This window comes from Citrobacter sp. CK198, from assembly GCF_030333295.1.
In the GTDB taxonomy this organism is placed as follows: Bacteria; Pseudomonadota; Gammaproteobacteria; order Enterobacterales; family Enterobacteriaceae; genus Citrobacter_B; species Citrobacter_B koseri.
In genome coordinates this window covers 12,006-27,227 of the sequence record NZ_JAOWGE010000029.1, presented here as the reverse complement: position 1 = coordinate 27,227, position 15,222 = coordinate 12,006, and the positions used below count along the sequence as shown (strand labels likewise).

At 51.2% G+C, this 15,222-nt stretch carries 23 protein-coding genes; 6 read left to right on the top strand and 17 right to left on the bottom strand.

The window, feature by feature from the left end; all coding sequences use genetic code 11:
- Nucleotides 1–157: 157 nt before the first annotated feature.
- Nucleotides 158–340: a hypothetical protein gene (locus OGY62_RS08905; protein WP_286459605.1), complete on the bottom strand. Its 183-nt coding sequence runs from the start codon at nucleotides 338–340 to the stop codon at nucleotides 158–160.
- Between OGY62_RS08905 and OGY62_RS08900 the strand changes: the two genes are divergently transcribed.
- Nucleotides 339–893: a gamma carbonic anhydrase family protein gene (locus OGY62_RS08900; protein WP_286459604.1), complete on the top strand. Its 555-nt coding sequence runs from the start codon at nucleotides 339–341 to the stop codon at nucleotides 891–893. The genes OGY62_RS08905 and OGY62_RS08900 overlap by 2 nt on opposite strands.
- On the opposite strand, the gene OGY62_RS08895 is transcribed toward OGY62_RS08900, so the two are convergent.
- Genes OGY62_RS08895 through dprA form a run of 6 tightly spaced genes read right to left on the bottom strand, consistent with a single transcriptional unit; the run spans nucleotide 869 to nucleotide 4,661 of the window.
- On the bottom strand, nucleotides 869–1,126 hold the full coding sequence (locus tag OGY62_RS08895; protein ID WP_286459601.1) for a DUF1488 family protein: 258 nt from the start codon (nucleotides 1,124–1,126) through the stop codon (nucleotides 869–871). The two genes, OGY62_RS08900 and OGY62_RS08895, sit on opposite strands and share 25 nt — an antisense overlap.
- Complete coding sequence (gene aroE / locus OGY62_RS08890; protein ID WP_049011816.1) at nucleotides 1,123–1,941, bottom strand: shikimate dehydrogenase; 819 nt, start codon at nucleotides 1,939–1,941, stop codon at nucleotides 1,123–1,125. Before aroE ends, OGY62_RS08895 begins: the two co-directional genes overlap by 4 nt.
- Before the next feature lie 4 nt (nucleotides 1,942–1,945).
- Nucleotides 1,946–2,518 (bottom strand): L-threonylcarbamoyladenylate synthase type 1 TsaC, encoded by a 573-nt coding sequence (tsaC, locus tag OGY62_RS08885; protein WP_198448712.1) that lies wholly within the window; start codon nucleotides 2,516–2,518, stop codon nucleotides 1,946–1,948.
- On the bottom strand, nucleotides 2,511–3,065 hold the full coding sequence (locus tag OGY62_RS08880; protein WP_012135414.1) for a DNA topoisomerase family protein: 555 nt from the start codon (nucleotides 3,063–3,065) through the stop codon (nucleotides 2,511–2,513). Before OGY62_RS08880 ends, tsaC begins: the two co-directional genes overlap by 8 nt.
- A gap of 26 nt (nucleotides 3,066–3,091) precedes the next feature.
- Entirely contained in the window at nucleotides 3,092–3,565 is a 474-nt protein-coding gene (smg, locus tag OGY62_RS08875) for a DUF494 family protein Smg (RefSeq protein ID WP_024130999.1), read from the bottom strand.
- Complete coding sequence (gene dprA / locus OGY62_RS08870) at nucleotides 3,537–4,661, bottom strand: DNA-protecting protein DprA (protein WP_047460860.1); 1,125 nt, start codon at nucleotides 4,659–4,661, stop codon at nucleotides 3,537–3,539. The genes smg and dprA overlap by 29 nt, the downstream gene beginning before the upstream one ends.
- Before the next feature lie 130 nt (nucleotides 4,662–4,791).
- Here dprA and def point away from each other — a divergent pair, with 130 nt between their 5' ends.
- The 5 genes from def (at nucleotide 4,792) to mscL (ending at nucleotide 9,552) form a co-directional block, all read left to right on the top strand.
- Nucleotides 4,792–5,301: a peptide deformylase gene (gene def / locus OGY62_RS08865; RefSeq protein ID WP_047460857.1), complete on the top strand. Its 510-nt coding sequence runs from the start codon at nucleotides 4,792–4,794 to the stop codon at nucleotides 5,299–5,301.
- A 14-nt stretch (nucleotides 5,302–5,315) separates the two neighbouring features.
- Nucleotides 5,316–6,263, top strand: a complete 948-nt coding sequence (gene fmt / locus OGY62_RS08860; protein ID WP_286459599.1) for a methionyl-tRNA formyltransferase — start codon at nucleotides 5,316–5,318, stop codon at nucleotides 6,261–6,263.
- 52 nt (nucleotides 6,264–6,315) lie between these two features.
- The gene (gene rsmB / locus OGY62_RS08855) at nucleotides 6,316–7,602 is read left to right on the top strand and encodes a 16S rRNA (cytosine(967)-C(5))-methyltransferase RsmB (protein WP_286459598.1); all 1,287 of its coding nucleotides are present in this window, start codon (nucleotides 6,316–6,318) and stop codon (nucleotides 7,600–7,602) included.
- Between the two features lie 21 nt (nucleotides 7,603–7,623).
- Nucleotides 7,624–9,000 (top strand): Trk system potassium transporter TrkA, encoded by a 1,377-nt coding sequence (gene trkA / locus OGY62_RS08850; protein WP_012135420.1) that lies wholly within the window; start codon nucleotides 7,624–7,626, stop codon nucleotides 8,998–9,000.
- Nucleotides 9,001–9,141: 141 nt separating this feature from the next.
- Nucleotides 9,142–9,552: a large-conductance mechanosensitive channel protein MscL gene (gene mscL, locus OGY62_RS08845; protein WP_012135421.1), complete on the top strand. Its 411-nt coding sequence runs from the start codon at nucleotides 9,142–9,144 to the stop codon at nucleotides 9,550–9,552.
- On the opposite strand, the gene arfA is transcribed toward mscL, so the two are convergent.
- The 10 genes from arfA to secY form a co-directional block, all read right to left on the bottom strand.
- On the bottom strand, nucleotides 9,549–9,767 hold the full coding sequence (gene arfA / locus OGY62_RS08840) for an alternative ribosome-rescue factor ArfA (protein ID WP_012135422.1): 219 nt from the start codon (nucleotides 9,765–9,767) through the stop codon (nucleotides 9,549–9,551). The two genes, mscL and arfA, sit on opposite strands and share 4 nt — an antisense overlap.
- 57 nt (nucleotides 9,768–9,824) lie before the next feature.
- Nucleotides 9,825–10,250, bottom strand: a complete 426-nt coding sequence (gene zntR / locus OGY62_RS08835) for a Zn(2+)-responsive transcriptional regulator (RefSeq protein WP_024131002.1) — start codon at nucleotides 10,248–10,250, stop codon at nucleotides 9,825–9,827.
- Between the two features lie 10 nt (nucleotides 10,251–10,260).
- Nucleotides 10,261–10,629 carry a DnaJ family domain-containing protein gene (locus tag OGY62_RS08830; protein WP_286459596.1) on the bottom strand — a complete coding sequence of 123 codons (369 nt, stop codon included), beginning with the start codon at nucleotides 10,627–10,629 and terminating at the stop codon, nucleotides 10,261–10,263.
- 108 nt (nucleotides 10,630–10,737) lie between these two features.
- On the bottom strand, nucleotides 10,738–11,124 hold the full coding sequence (gene rplQ / locus OGY62_RS08825; protein ID WP_001216372.1) for a 50S ribosomal protein L17: 387 nt from the start codon (nucleotides 11,122–11,124) through the stop codon (nucleotides 10,738–10,740).
- Nucleotides 11,125–11,164: 40 nt separating this feature from the next.
- The gene (locus OGY62_RS08820; protein WP_001162094.1) at nucleotides 11,165–12,154 is read right to left on the bottom strand and encodes a DNA-directed RNA polymerase subunit alpha; all 990 of its coding nucleotides are present in this window, start codon (nucleotides 12,152–12,154) and stop codon (nucleotides 11,165–11,167) included.
- Nucleotides 12,155–12,179: 25 nt separating this feature from the next.
- A complete protein-coding gene (rpsD, locus tag OGY62_RS08815) occupies nucleotides 12,180–12,800 on the bottom strand; it encodes a 30S ribosomal protein S4 (protein WP_000135224.1) in 621 nt (206 codons plus the stop codon).
- A 33-nt stretch (nucleotides 12,801–12,833) separates the two neighbouring features.
- Nucleotides 12,834–13,223 carry a 30S ribosomal protein S11 gene (rpsK, locus tag OGY62_RS08810; RefSeq protein ID WP_001029684.1) on the bottom strand — a complete coding sequence of 130 codons (390 nt, stop codon included), beginning with the start codon at nucleotides 13,221–13,223 and terminating at the stop codon, nucleotides 12,834–12,836.
- A 16-nt stretch (nucleotides 13,224–13,239) separates the two neighbouring features.
- The gene (gene rpsM, locus OGY62_RS08805; RefSeq protein WP_000090780.1) at nucleotides 13,240–13,596 is read right to left on the bottom strand and encodes a 30S ribosomal protein S13; all 357 of its coding nucleotides are present in this window, start codon (nucleotides 13,594–13,596) and stop codon (nucleotides 13,240–13,242) included.
- A gap of 146 nt (nucleotides 13,597–13,742) precedes the next feature.
- On the bottom strand, nucleotides 13,743–13,859 hold the full coding sequence (gene rpmJ, locus OGY62_RS08800) for a 50S ribosomal protein L36 (RefSeq protein ID WP_000868187.1): 117 nt from the start codon (nucleotides 13,857–13,859) through the stop codon (nucleotides 13,743–13,745).
- Nucleotides 13,860–13,890: 31 nt separating this feature from the next.
- The gene (gene secY, locus OGY62_RS08795; protein WP_001118864.1) at nucleotides 13,891–15,222 is read right to left on the bottom strand and encodes a preprotein translocase subunit SecY; all 1,332 of its coding nucleotides are present in this window, start codon (nucleotides 15,220–15,222) and stop codon (nucleotides 13,891–13,893) included.

The following is a 15,222-nucleotide window of genomic DNA, read 5'->3' as shown; positions in this document are numbered from 1 at the left end:
GTTAAAGAGCAGTTGCGACGCGCTTTAGCGCTCTGTCGCGAGGTGGCGTATATTACGCTTTCCTCTTTCAGAGTCAACCCCATTTTTCAGGATTTTTCTCTTCGTTGTTCCGACCATCTTGTGAAGCGTTTCACTTTGTCGTCTCAACGGAGGCGCATTATAGGGATCCCATTTTTTTGCACAAGCGTTTTTTTGGATCTTTTTTGCTGAATGCCTGTTTTTTACCCCTTTCGCTACATTCCTGCGCAATTTGGCTGATTTTTGATACCTGAAACACTTGCGTAGCGCCAATAATCCAACCAAAGTCTTCATTACTGTTCTCTTTCGTTGAGGTAAACATGTCTGACGTATTACGTCCTTATAAGGATCTTTTCCCACAGATCGGGCAACGCGTGATGATCGATTCCAGTAGCGTCGTCATTGGCGATGTTCGTCTGGCTGATGACGTCGGGATCTGGCCGCTGGTCGTCATTCGTGGCGATGTGAACTATGTAGAGATTGGCGCCCGCTCAAATATCCAGGACGGCAGCGTGCTGCATGTGACGCACAAATCCACCACTAACCCGCAAGGTAATCCGCTTATTGTGGGTGAAGATGTCACTGTCGGGCATAAAGTCATGCTCCACGGCTGCACTATCGGCAACCGGGTTCTGGTTGGCATGGGGTCCATTCTGTTGGATGGCGCGGTAATAGAAGATGACGTCATGATCGGCGCTGGCAGCCTGGTGCCGCAAAACAAGCGCCTGGAAAGCGGCTATCTGTATCTGGGGAGTCCGGTGAAGCAGATCCGTCCGCTAAGTGATGAAGAGAAAGCCGGGCTACAGTACTCCGCAAATAACTATGTGAAATGGAAAGATGAATACCTGAGTCAGGGCAGCCAGACCCAACCCTGATCGTCTTCTTGCTGGGACTGGATCAACGCTTCCGCTTCTTCTTCCAGATCCCAGCGATGTTCACAAAAGTCTGCCAGCCACCGTTCTGGCGTATCGCCGCCAAAGCGATGCGCCAGCGTGGTTCCCTTGATAGCACACATTAACTGCATCCCATTCACCAGTGCGGGAAAGCTAACGGCCTCAAGGTCCGCGTCCCACTCTTCTCTGTCAGGAAACTGAATAGCCTGGTTCATGCCGACAGTTCCTGCTTCAGCGTTGCAATAACAGGTTCCACGTCAGGCAACACGCCATGCCAGAGAAAAACAGCATGCGCGGCTTGCCCCACCAGCATCCCCAAACCATCGGCATACCGTTTTGCCCCTTGCTCCGCACACCAGGCAAGGAACGGCGTATTCCCCTTTTGATAAAACATATCGTAGCAACAGACAGCAGGATGAATGAGCGATGACGGGATCGCGGGAATATCACCGCTAATTCCACTGGATGTCGCATTGATGATCAGATCGAATTCATGGCCTTCCAGCGCATCAAGACGAAGGGCCTGAACACTGCCGGTATGAGCGAAGATTTGCGCCAGTTCTTCAGCACGGGAAGCGGTTCGGTTCGCAATAGTAACCGCACAATCCATTGATAGCAGCGGTAACAGTACGCCCCTGGAAGCCCCCCCTGCCCCAATCAGCAGGATGCGTAGCCCCGGACGAATGAAAGATAAACGTTCAAGATCGCTCAACAGACCGATGCCGTCGGTGTTATCCCCCAGCAAGCGACCATCATCAAGGCGTTTCAGGGTATTCACCGCCCCGGCAAGCGCCGCACGCTCCGTCAGTTCATCTGCGCGTGCAAACGCTTCCTCTTTAAAAGGAACGGTAACGTTCGCCCCTTTCCCTCCTTGCGCAAAAAAGGCATTAAGGGTATTCACGAAATCATCAACCGGCGCCAGAACACGCCCATAGGGATGATCTATCTTCAGTTGCTGCGCAAACTGCTGATGAATAAATGGCGACTTGCTGTGCGCAATCGGGTTACCAAAAACGGCATAGGTTTCCATCGTATTACCCCTGTCGAAACAGCTCGCCCGTCAGGGCATCACGAATTTCAGAAGGATTCAGGCGTCCTCCCGTTTCACCCTCAACAACGGGGAAATCCGTGCCAAACTGCGCCCGTACTTCTTCGACCGTGCGGCAGGGAGGCAACCCTGTCAAATTCGCACTGGTGGAAACTAACGGTTTGCCATAAGCCTGGCACAATGAGACCACCAGCGGGTGATCCGTAACGCGAACCGCCAGCGAATCAAAACGTCCCGTCAACCAGCGCGGCGTTGTCGCCGGTGCAGGAAAAACAAACGTCACCGGGCCAGGCCAGCACGCAAAGATCGCTTCTCGTTGCGTATCTGTCAGCATGCTGTCATCAATATATGGCTTAAGCTGCTCAAAATTTGCCGCAATTAAAATGAGGCCTTTTTCAACCGGACGCTGTTTCAATTCCAGTAAGCGGTTGACCGCCGTTTCACTATCAGGATCGCACCCGACACCGAAAACAGCTTCTGTGGGATACGCGATGACACATTCTTTATGCAGTACCGCTACCGCTGCCGCGATAGCGTCTGTAGGCAGGTTATTATTCACTTTGTTGTTCCGCCGGAACCGGCTTTCCACATTGTTTACTGGCGCAAAAGTGCTTCACACCCTGCGCGGTTTTCTTTTCGATGAGTAGCGGATAGTGACATTCAGGACACTCTCCGGCTATCGGTTTGAAGTTAATGACAAACTGACATTCAGGATAGCGATCGCAGGAATGAAAAGTTTTACCATAACGGGAACGCCGTTGAACCAGATGACCTTTTTGGCACTGAGGGCAGGTAATGGCAGTTTCGTCTGGTTTGTCGATCAGTTCGGTATGACCACACGCGGGGTAGTCACTGCAACCGATAAACATGCCGAACCGCCCCTGCCGCAATACCAGCTCCGCACCACATGCCGGGCAAAACTTCCCCTCCAGAACTTTGACGATATGTCCGTCTGCTGACGATTTCAGCGGACGGACATAATCACATTCTGGATAGTGTGAGCAGCCGAGAAAAGGACCGTGTTTCCCGGAGCGAATAACAAGTTCAGCCCCGCACTGTGGGCAGGGCTCATTTTTATGCACCGTAAACAGTGCTGATTTAGCCATAACAACTCATGCTGAATGAAGGTCGATTAATGCAGCATACCTTCATTCACTTCAAAGAGTAATTCTTCCATTTGCTGATACGCATTTTCACAACCCGGAATGTTAAATAAAACCATCAGGATCACCCACTTCAGGTCTTCCAGATCGAATTCTGCGGTATCCAGCGCGAGCACACGTTCAATCACCATTTCTCGCGTTTCGAGGTTTAGCACCTGAATCTGCTCGAGGAATAACAGAAACCCCCGACAGCTGGCATCCAGTCGATTGCACTCCTCTGCCGTGTAAATACGTACGGAGAGCGGATCGGAAGCCAGTTGCATAGGTTCGGCGAGGCCTTCCTGATAATCAGCAAGCTTTTCCAGCCACAGTAGCGCGTTGTAGATGTCTTCACGGTCAAAGCCAGCGTCGGTAAGATCCCGTTCCAGTTTGTCCTGATCCACACGCAATTCAGCTTCGTTATGGATGTAAGTCTCAAACAAATACATTAGTACGTCGAACATGGCTTGCCCTCCTTAATCGGACATAGCCGCCGGGTACAGCTGCGATCCATCCTGCTAACTCCAGTTCGAGTAGCTGAGCCACTACCTCTGGCACAGGTTGGCCGGCACGTTCAGCGACGACGTCAACAGGTGTTACCTCATCTCCTACGTTAGCCAGGAGCATAGGAAATGGCAATGCTGCGACTTCCTGATCTGGTGAATAAAGTGAATTTTCGGCCTCATCTGGCAGCCAATGTAAGCCGTATTGCAAATTTTCCAGAATATCCTCTGGCGCCGTCACAAGAGTAGCGCCCTGTTTGATCAACCAATGCGGCCCTTCACTGCCAGGGCTACCTATAGGCCCTGGCAAGGCAAAGACATCCCTCCCTTGCTCCAGCGCACAGCGCGCAGTAACCAAAGAGCCGCTTCGTAGCGCCGCTTCAACCACCAGCACGCCTTTGCTCAGGCCACTAATGATGCGGTTTCGTCGGGGAAAATGGTGCGGTAAAGGGAGCGTCGCTAATGGAAACTCCGACACCAGCGCGCCACCGGCGTCTATCAGCCCCTCAGCCAGCCGGGTATGCCGTCGGGGATGGATACTTCCCAGACCGTTGCCCAGCACAGCCACGCTTTTCCCGTTCGCGTTTAAGGCGGCTTTATGCGCAACGCCATCAACTCCTCTCGCCAGCCCGCTGGTAATCGTCACCCCTTTTACGGCAAGACTTTCACAGAACAAACGCCCCCATCGCTCGCCATACCAGGAAGGTGTCCGGCTTCCGACGACGCCAAGCTGGAAGTTCTGGAGACATTCTGGATCACCTGCAACAAAAAAAGCGCCGGGATAATCTGCAATCGCATTCAACTGTGCCGGATAACGCGCGCTGCCGGCCAGAATCAAATGGTGATGAGGTTGCTCAAGCCAGTGCTGCGCGTCATCCAGCGCTTTTTGCGGGACGGTTAAAAAGCGTTCCGCTTGTCGGGACGTTAACCCTGCGTTCTGAAGTAAAGTCTTATCAATCTGACGCTGTTGTATGAGCAAATTCGCAATGCTCAACATTGCATCGCCATACAATTCACTCACATGCATCAAACGTAACCAAATTTCGGTACGGGTCATCCTTTATCCCCCTGCCACAAGCTGTCCTGGCAATCTTTGCGATTGGTCACTGATGCTGTCAATCGGAGGGGGTTTTGTCTAGAATAGAGGTAATAATCTTTCCAACTCCTGAACACAACTCTGGATAATTATGGCAGTTTTGCAAGTGTTACATATTCCGGACGAGCGTCTTCGCAAAGTCGCAAAACCGGTAGAAGAAGTGAATGCAGAAATTCAGCGTATCGTCGATGATATGTTCGAAACGATGTATGCAGAAGAAGGTATTGGCCTGGCGGCAACGCAGGTCGATATTCATCAACGTATCATCGTGATTGATGTTTCGGAAAACCGCGACGAGCGTCTGGTGTTAATCAACCCGGAACTGCTGGAAAAAAGCGGTGAGACGGGGATTGAAGAAGGCTGTCTGTCTATTCCTGAACAGCGAGCTTTAGTGCCGCGTGCGGAGAAAGTGAAAATTCGCGCACTCGACCGCGACGGTCAATCTTTTGAGCTGGAAGCAGACGGTCTGTTGGCTATCTGTATTCAGCACGAGATGGATCACCTGGTTGGTAAACTGTTTATCGATTATCTGTCGCCGCTGAAGCAACAACGTATTCGTCAGAAAGTTGAGAAACTCGACCGCCTGAACGCCCGGGCTTAAGGACAAGAATCAACGTGTCAGACTCACTACGTATTATTTTTGCGGGTACACCTGACTTTGCAGCGCGTCATCTTGACGCGCTGTTGTCTTCTGGACACAACGTCGTTGGCGTGTTTACCCAACCCGACCGCCCGGCTGGACGCGGTAAAAAGCTGATGCCCAGCCCGGTGAAAGTGCTGGCGGAAGAGAAAGGAATAGCGGTTTTTCAGCCCGCCTCCTTGCGCCCACAAGAAAACCAGCATTTAGTCGCGGACTTACACGCTGACGTAATGGTCGTGGTGGCGTATGGCCTGATTCTGCCAAAAGCGGTGCTGGATATGCCGCGACTCGGCTGCATCAACGTTCACGGTTCCCTGCTCCCGCGCTGGCGTGGCGCAGCGCCGATCCAACGTTCACTTTGGGCTGGTGATGCCGAAACGGGCGTAACCATCATGCAAATGGATGTGGGTCTGGATACTGGCGATATGCTCTATAAACTTGCCTGTCCAATCACCGCGGAAGACACCAGCGGCACGCTGTATGACAAGCTGGCGGATCTTGGCCCACAGGGGCTGATTGAAACGCTGAAACAGTTAGAAAACGGTACCGCGAAGCCAGAAGTACAGGACAACGCCCTGGCCACTCACGCTGAGAAACTTAGCAAAGAAGAGGCGCGTATGGACTGGTCTCTCTCTGCTGCACAGCTTGAACGCTGCATCCGCGCCTTTAATCCCTGGCCAATGAGCTGGATGGAAATTGACGGTCAGCCGGTAAAAGTGTGGCAGGCGTCAGTGATAGAGCGCGTAACGCAAGCGGAACCGGGCACCATTCTTGACGCGACTAAACAAGGTATTCAGGTTGCAACCGGCAACGGCATCCTGAACCTGCTCTCCCTTCAACCCGCAGGTAAGAAGGCAATGAGCACGCAGGATCTTTTAAATTCACGTCGGGAATGGTTTATTCCTGGCAACCGTCTGGCCTGACGGTCACGTCTTACTACGCCCGGTGTTACCGGGCATTTTTATTTTTGCGGTTATGAAAAAACAAAATTTACGCAGTCTGGCGGCACAGGCCGTTGAGCAGGTCGTTGAGCAAGGGCAATCCTTAAGTAATGTCCTGCCACCACTACAGCAAAAAGTCTCCGATAAAGACAAAGCGCTGCTTCAGGAGCTGTGCTTTGGCGTGTTGCGCACCCTTTCGCAGCTGGAGTGGCTGATTAATAAATTAATGTCTCGCCCTATGACCGGTAAGCAACGCACCGTGCATTACCTGATCATGGTAGGGTTTTACCAGCTATTGCACACACGAATTCCACCACATGCGGCCCTCGCAGAAACGGTTGAAGGTGCTGTTGCTATTAAGCGCCCACAGCTTAAAGGGCTGATCAATGGCGTTTTGCGTCAGTTTCAGCGTCAGCAGGAGGCGTTGCTGGCTGAGTTTGCGACCAGCGAGGCGCGTTTTCTGCATCCGTCCTGGCTGCTAAAGCGCCTGCAAAAATCCTATCCCACCCAATGGGAAGCGATTGTCGAAGCCAACAACCAACGTCCTCCAATGTGGCTACGCGTGAACCGTACACATCATTCACGCGACAGCTGGCTCGCGTTATTGCAGGACGCAGGAATGAACGGTTTTCCCCACTCGGCCTATCCTGACGCCCTACGTCTTGAGTCTCCGGCGCCGGTTCATGCCTTACCCGGTTTTGAAGAGGGTTGGGTAACGGTTCAGGATGCTTCCGCGCAAGGCTGTGTTAGCTTCCTCGCCCCACAAAACGGCGAGCAAATCCTGGATTTGTGCGCCGCACCGGGGGGTAAAACAACGCATATACTCGAAGCCGCGCCTGAAGCGCAGGTGTTGGCTGTCGATGTCGACGAACAGCGTCTTTCACGCGTTTACGATAACCTTAAACGTCTGGGGATGAAGGCAACCGTCAAACAGGGTGATGGTCGATATCCCGCGCAATGGTGTGGCGAGCAGAAATTTGACCGTATTCTGCTGGATGCGCCTTGTTCAGCCACCGGCGTCATTCGTCGTCACCCGGATATCAAATGGCTACGCCGCGATCGTGATATTGCTGAACTGGCAAAATTACAGTCGGAAATTCTGGATGCCATATGGCCACATTTAAAGTCAGGCGGAACACTGGTCTACGCGACCTGTTCTGTCCTGCCGGAAGAGAATAGCCAACAGATTCAGGCCTTTTTACAGCGCACCCCGGACGCCACCCTGACCGGCACCGGAACCCCCGCTCAACCGGGCGTGCAAAATCTGCCAGATGCGGAAGAAGGTGACGGCTTCTTTTACGCTAAGCTAATCAAAAAGTGATGAGATAACGGGTCGCGACTGATGAAAATTATCATTCTGGGCGCAGGGCAGGTCGGCGGCACGCTGGCTGAAAACCTGGTCGGAGAGAACAACGACATCACGGTGGTCGATATCAATGGCGAACGCCTGCGTAGTTTACAGGACAAGTTCGATCTCCGCGTCGTGCAAGGGCATGGCTCTCACCCCCGCGTACTGCGTGAAGCGGGCGCAGACGATGCGGATATGCTGGTCGCCGTGACCAGTTCCGATGAAACGAATATGGTCGCCTGCCAGGTGGCCTATTCACTCTTCAATACGCCAAATCGTATCGCCCGTATCCGCTCGCCAGATTATGTCCGCGATGCGGATAAACTCTTCCACTCTGAAGCCGTCCCCATCGACCATCTTATTGCGCCAGAGCAACTGGTCATCGATAACATTTATCGCCTGATCGAATATCCCGGCGCATTGCAGGTCGTTAATTTCGCCGAAGGTAAAGTCAGTCTTGCGGTAGTGAAAGCCTATTATGGCGGGCCGCTGATCGGGAACGCGTTATCCACGATGCGTGAGCATATGCCGCATATTGATACCCGCGTCGCCGCGATATTCCGTCATGACCGCCCCATTCGCCCCCAGGGTTCGACTATTGTAGAAGCAGGCGATGAAGTCTTTTTTATTGCCGCATCGCAGCATATCCGCGCGGTAATGAGCGAACTGCAACGTCTGGAGAAACCCTATAAGCGTATTATGTTAGTCGGCGGGGGAAATATCGGTGCCGGTCTCGCGCGTCGTCTGGAAAAAGATTACAGCGTCAAACTGATCGAGCGCGATCAACAGCGGGCCTCCGAACTGGCCGAAAAACTGCAAAATACGATCGTCTTTTTTGGCGATGCGTCGGATCAGGAACTGCTGGCTGAAGAGCATATTGATCAGGTTGATCTGTTTATTGCAGTCACCAACGATGATGAAGCCAACATTATGTCGGCAATGCTGGCCAAACGGATGGGTGCGAAGAAAGTAATGGTGCTCATTCAACGTCGCGCCTATGTGGATCTCGTCCAGGGGAGCGTCATTGATATTGCCATTTCACCACAGCAGGCCACGATTTCCGCGTTACTCAGCCATGTGCGTAAAGCCGATATTGTGGGAGTGTCATCGCTACGTCGTGGTGTAGCAGAAGCAATTGAAGCCGTTGCCCACGGTGATGAAAGTACATCTCGCGTCGTAGGCCGTGCCATTGATGAAATTAAACTTCCACCGGGAACAATAATTGGCGCAGTGGTTCGCGGTAACGATGTAATGATTGCCAATGACAATTTGCGCATTGAACAAGGCGATCATGTGATTATGTTCCTGACGGATAAAAAGTTTATTACCGACGTCGAACGCTTATTCCAGCCAAGTCCTTTCTTCCTGTAATTATTTGGGCGCTAATGCAGCGCCCTCTTTAATTCCCCTGTTTTATCAGGGCCTAATAAATGCTCCTTTAAACAATCCATAAATGGAAAATGCCTTAACATTTGTTAAACTTATAAACGTCTGTTGCATAGGGAGAATAAAATGAGCTTTATTAAAGAGTTTCGCGAATTCGCGATGCGCGGGAATGTTGTTGATTTGGCAGTGGGTGTGATTATTGGTGCGGCATTCGGGAAGATCGTTTCTTCTCTGGTTGCTGATATCATTATGCCGCCACTGGGATTGTTAATTGGCGGGATCGATTTTAAACAGTTTGCCTTTACGCTACGCGAAGCGCAGGGAGATATCCCGGCAGTCGTGATGCATTACGGTGTGTTTATTCAGAACGTCTTTGATTTTGTTATTGTGGCGTTTGCTATCTTCATGGCTATCAAACTGATCAACAAACTGAATCGTAAGAAAGAAGAACCGACGGAAGCGCCAGCGCCGACAACGGAAGAAGTATTGCTTTCTGAGATCCGCGATCTTCTGAAAGAACAAAACAACCGTTCTTAACAAGCCTTAATAAGCAGAAAGCCAGTGGTAAAAAAGTGATTCACTTTCTTGCCACTGGCCTCCCAGTTACCCCGATTGCCATGTTTGCCTTTACGCAGATAACTTCCTTTCCCTTTCTTATTTTTTTCAACACGTTGTCTGAAAAGCGGATCGTGCAGTAATGCCTCAATGGCGTTGTCTTTTATCTGCCCTTTCGTATGCTGATAACGACTCATAATAACTCCAGTTTGTATGGTTTAACGGCGCGAGTGTAGGCTCATCAGGTCAATAAATCAACACTCCTGTTTTACTCCGCTGGCGCCTTGTTCCAGTGCTTCCAGAATTGAACAATAGACGCTGCTGTGTGCCGTTCCACAGCAGGCATCGTTCAGCCTCTGCAATGAACGCTGCATACTCTGTAATTCCGCAATTCGTGATTCGACCTCTTTCAGCCTTTCCTGCACGATCCCTTTCGACTCCTGGCAGGTATGGTGTTCAGGATCGACACGGATCGACAACAGTTCCCGGATCGACTCAAGCGTAAAGCCCAACTGCCGGGCATAGCGGATAAACTTAAGGCGCTGAAGATCGTTTTCCGTGTAGAGTCGGAAACCACCTTCCGTACGCACTTCATGCTCCATCATCTGCTGCTTTTCATAGTAGCGGATGGTATCGGGCGTCACTTCTGCCAGCTTTGCCAGTTCACCAATACGATACATACAAGCTCCGTTAGTCATCATTAATCTTATGCAGCAGTTTATCTGCATATTCACCGCGTAAAAACCCGGTACTCAGCCCCGCCTGTCGTAGTTTTAGTTCAAGGAGCGATAAACGACGGCTCACTTCCTGATACTGTGGATCGTCCTGACGAATACCTTTAAGTAGATCCAATAGCTGAACGGCTTCTTTACGCTGTTCAAGCTCCGGGGGAAGGCAACCGGCATTTTTGAGTAAACGGTAGCCAGTCCGTAGTTCAGGCGGCACATGTGAGTCATCATCCAGGGCCAGCGGCTCACCGCTGCCGGGCAAATTATCAAACTCACCTTTAGTCTGTGCATCGGTAATATGGCGCTCTGCCCACTGGTCCAGTAACCACATACAACAACTCCAGGGGATGAACAAAAAGAGTACAGATATTGTAGATAAGTGGGGATACGGCGGATATAAAAAAACCCGCCGGAGCGGGTTTTTTTACGTTACTACAGATTACTCTGCAGCAGCTTCTGCTTTCGACTCAGAACGATCAACCAGCTCGATGTATGCCATCGGCGCGTTGTCGCCTGCACGGAAGCCACACTTCAGAATGCGAGTGTAACCACCGGCGCGGCTCGCGAAACGCGGGCCCAGTTCGTTAAACAGTTTTGCCACGATCTCGTTATCACGAGTACGGGCGAATGCCAGACGACGATTAGCTACGCTATCAGTCTTGGCAAGAGTAATCAGCGGCTCAACTACGCGACGCAGCTCTTTCGCTTTAGGCAGGGTCGTCTTGATGATCTCATGACGAACCAGTGAACCTGCCATGTTGCGGAACATAGCCTGGCGATGGCTGCTGTTGCGGTTCAGTTGACGACCACTCTTACGATGGCGCATGACCTTATCCTTCTCAGTAAAACCTTAACCTGTGATCCGGTTACTCGTCAGCGATGCTTGCCGGTGGCCAGTTTTCCAGGCGCATGCCCAGAGACAGTCCACGGGAAGCCAGCACGTCTTTAATCTCAGTAAGAGATTTTTTACCCAGGTTAGGCGTCTTAAGGAGCTCAACCTCGGTACGCTGTACCAGATCACCGATATAGTGGATAGCTTCTGCTTTAAGGCAGTTAGCAGAGCGGACAGTCAATTCCAGATCGTCAACAGGGCGCAGCAGGATCGGATCGAATTCTGGTTTCTCTTCTTTCACTTCCGGCTGACGTACATCACGTAAGTCAACGAAAGCTTCCAGTTGTTCAGCCAGAATGGTTGCCGCACGACGAATCGCCTCTTCAGGATCGATTGTGCCGTTGGTTTCCATTTCGATGACCAGCTTGTCCAGGTCGGTACGCTGTTCTACACGCGCTGCTTCAACATTGTAGGCAATACGCTCTACAGGGCTGTAGCATGCGTCGACCAGCAGACGGCCGATTGGGCGCTCATCTTCTTCCGAATGAATTCGGGTAGAAGCCGGCACATAACCACGACCGCGCTGAACTTTGATACGCATGCTAATAGACGCGTTCTCATCGGTCAGGTGGCAGATCACGTGCTGCGGCTTGACGATTTCGACATCCCCGTCATGGGTAATGTCGGCTGCAGTCACAGGGCCAATGCCAGATTTATTCAAGGTAAGAATAACTTCATCTTTACCCTGAACTCTCACCGCCAGCCCTTTCAGGTTGAGCAGGATTTCCAGGATGTCTTCCTGAACGCCTTCTTTGGTGCTGTACTCATGTAGTACACCATCAATCTCAACCTCGGTCACCGCGCAACCCGGCATCGATGAGAGCAGAATACGGCGCAGTGCGTTACCCAGAGTATGGCCAAAGCCACGCTCTAAAGGCTCAAGGGTCACCTTGGCGTGCGTCGAACTCACTTGCTCGATATCTACCAGGCGCGGTTTTAGAAACTCTGTCACAGAACCCTGCATTGTGTCCTCTCTTTGGTACTAAGCTTTACTTGGAGTAAAGCTCGACGATCAGGTGTTCGTTAATGTCCGCAGACAGATCAGAACGCTCAGGCTTACGCTTAAACGTACCTTCCATCTTGCCAGCATCAACTTCCAGCCAGGTTGGCTTTTCACGCTGCTCAGCCAGCTCCAGAGCGGCTTTCACGCGAGACTGCTTCTTCGCTTTCTCACGAATGCTAACAACGTCATTCGGACTAACCTGATAAGAAGCGATGTTAACAACACGACCGTTTACCATAATTGCTTTATGGCTAACCAGCTGGCGTGCTTCTGCACGAGTGGCGCCGAAGCCCATACGGTATACAACGTTGTCCAGACGACCTTCCAGCAGAGCCAACAGGTTTTCACCGGTGTTGCCTTTCAGACGCGCTGCTTCTTTGTAGTAGTTACGGAACTGACGCTCCAGCACACCATAGATACGGCGAACTTTTTGCTTTTCACGCAACTGCACACCATAGTCAGACAGACGCGGTTTACGCGCACCGTGCTGGCCAGGAGCTTGTTCAATTTTACACTTGGTATCGATCGCGCGAACGCCAGACTTAAGGAATAAGTCGGTGCCCTCACGACGGCTCAGCTTGAGCTTAGGACCCAAATATCTTGCCATTTTCTTTCTCCAACAAACCTGGAAAACGAAGCGTTATACGCGACGTTTTTTCGGCGGACGACAACCGTTATGAGGGATCGGAGTCACATCAGTAATATTAGTGATGCGGAAACCAGCGGCGTTCAGTGCACGAATGGTAGATTCGCGACCTGGACCCGGACCTTTAACCATAACTTCCAGATTCTTGATACCGTATTCTTTTACGGCGTCAGCGCAACGCTCTGCTGCAACCTGAGCTGCAAACGGAGTGGATTTGCGAGAACCACGGAAACCGGAACCACCGGCTGTTGCCCAACCCAGCGCGTTACCCTGACGATCAGTGATAGTCACGATGGTGTTGTTGAAAGAAGCATGGATATGAGCCACGCCGTCAGAGACTTGTTTTCTTACACGTTTACGTGCACGAATTGGTGCCTTTGCCATTATTCAATCACCCCGATTATTTCTTGATCGGTTTGCGCGGACCCTTACGGGTACGTGCGTTGGTCTTGGTACGCTGACCGCGAACCGGGAGACCACGACGATGACGCAAACCGCGATAGCAACCAAGATCCATCAGGCGCTTGATGCTCATGCTGATTTCACGGCGCAGATCACCTTCAACGACAAATTTGGCAACTTCGTCACGCAGCGTGTCGATTTGTTCTTCAGACAGCTCACTGATCTTAACATTTTCAGCGATACCCGCTGCAGCCAGAATGGCTTTAGAACGGGTCTTACCGACGCCGTAGATCGAAGTTAACGCGATCACAGCATGTTTCTGATCAGGAATGTTAATGCCTGCTATACGGGCCACTATGCACTCCTACTATTTAATATGTACGCACCATGCTGAAAAGCCCGTTTTCAGGATACTCAAATGGAAACGTACAGACATACAAAAGATTGGCTGGCTAATCTAGCCAGCTCAACCCAACTTTGCAAGAAAAATATGCGAATAAATCAGCCTTGGCGCTGTTTATGCTTCGGCTCGGCACTGCAAATCACGCGGATGACGCCATCACGCTTAACGATTTTGCAGTTACGGCATAATTTCTTGACGGAAGCACGAACTTTCATTTTTACTCTCCGTAACTTCTCGGGCGACCAATTAACGGCCGTAGCCTTTCAGGTTCGCCTTCTTCAATGCAGACTCATACTGACTGGACATCATCAGAGTTTGCACTTGAGCCATAAAGTCCATAATCACGACGACAACGATAAGCAGTGAGGTCCCACCAAAGTAGAACGGTACTTTCATTGCATCACGCATGAACTCCGGGATCAGGCAGATAAAGGTAATGTAAAGCGCACCAACCAAAGTTAGGCGGGTCATTACTTTATCGATATACTTCGCCGTTTGCTCTCCCGGACGAATTCCTGGTACAAATGCACCGGACTTCTTCAGGTTATCTGCTGTTTCACGCGGGTTGAAAACCAACGCCGTGTAGAAGAAACAGAAGAAGATGATTGCAGACGCATAGAGTAACACATAAAGCGGTTGCCCAGGCTGCAAATACAGCGAAATTGTTGTCAGCCAGTTCCAACCAGTACCGCCCCCGAACCATGACGCGATGGTTGCCGGGAACAGAATAATACTGGAAGCGAAAATTGCCGGGATTACCCCCGCCATATTCACTTTCAGCGGTAAATGTGTGCTCTGTGCAGCATAGACACGACGACCCTGCTGACGTTTTGCGTAGTTTACCACAATGCGGCGTTGACCACGCTCAACAAATACAACAAAGAACGTCACTGCAAATACTAATACTGCAACCAACAGCAACACGAGGAAGTGCAGGTCGCCTTGACGCGCTTGCTCGATAGTATGGGCAATGGCTGGCGGGAGTCCCGCGACAATACCGGCGAAGATAATGATTGAGATACCGTTGCCGATACCACGTTCAGTAATCTGTTCGCCCAACCACATCAGGAACATGGTTCCTGTAACCAGACTTACAACAGCGGTGAAATAGAATGCAAAGCCCGGATTCATTACCAGGCCTTGCATACCAGGCATATTCGGCAGACCGGTAGCAATACCGATCGACTGGAATATCGCCAGCACCAGAGTACCGTAGCGGGTGTACTGGCTGATCTTACGACGACCAGACTCCCCTTCTTTCTTAATTTCTGCCAGCGTTGGGTGAACCACCGTCAGCAGCTGGATAATAATCGACGCCGAAATATACGGCATGATACCCAGAGCAAAGATAGAAGCACGGCTGAGTGCACCACCAGAGAACATGTTAAACATTTCAATGATGGTGCCTCGCTGTTGCTCAAGCAGTTTGGCAAGTACAGCGGCATCAATACCAGGGATCGGAATAAAAGAGCCAATACGGAACACAATCAGCGCGCCGATAACAAACAGCAGTCTGCGTTTCAGCTCGCCTAAGCCACCTTTGGCGCTTTGAAAATCTAATCCCGGTTGTTTAGCCAT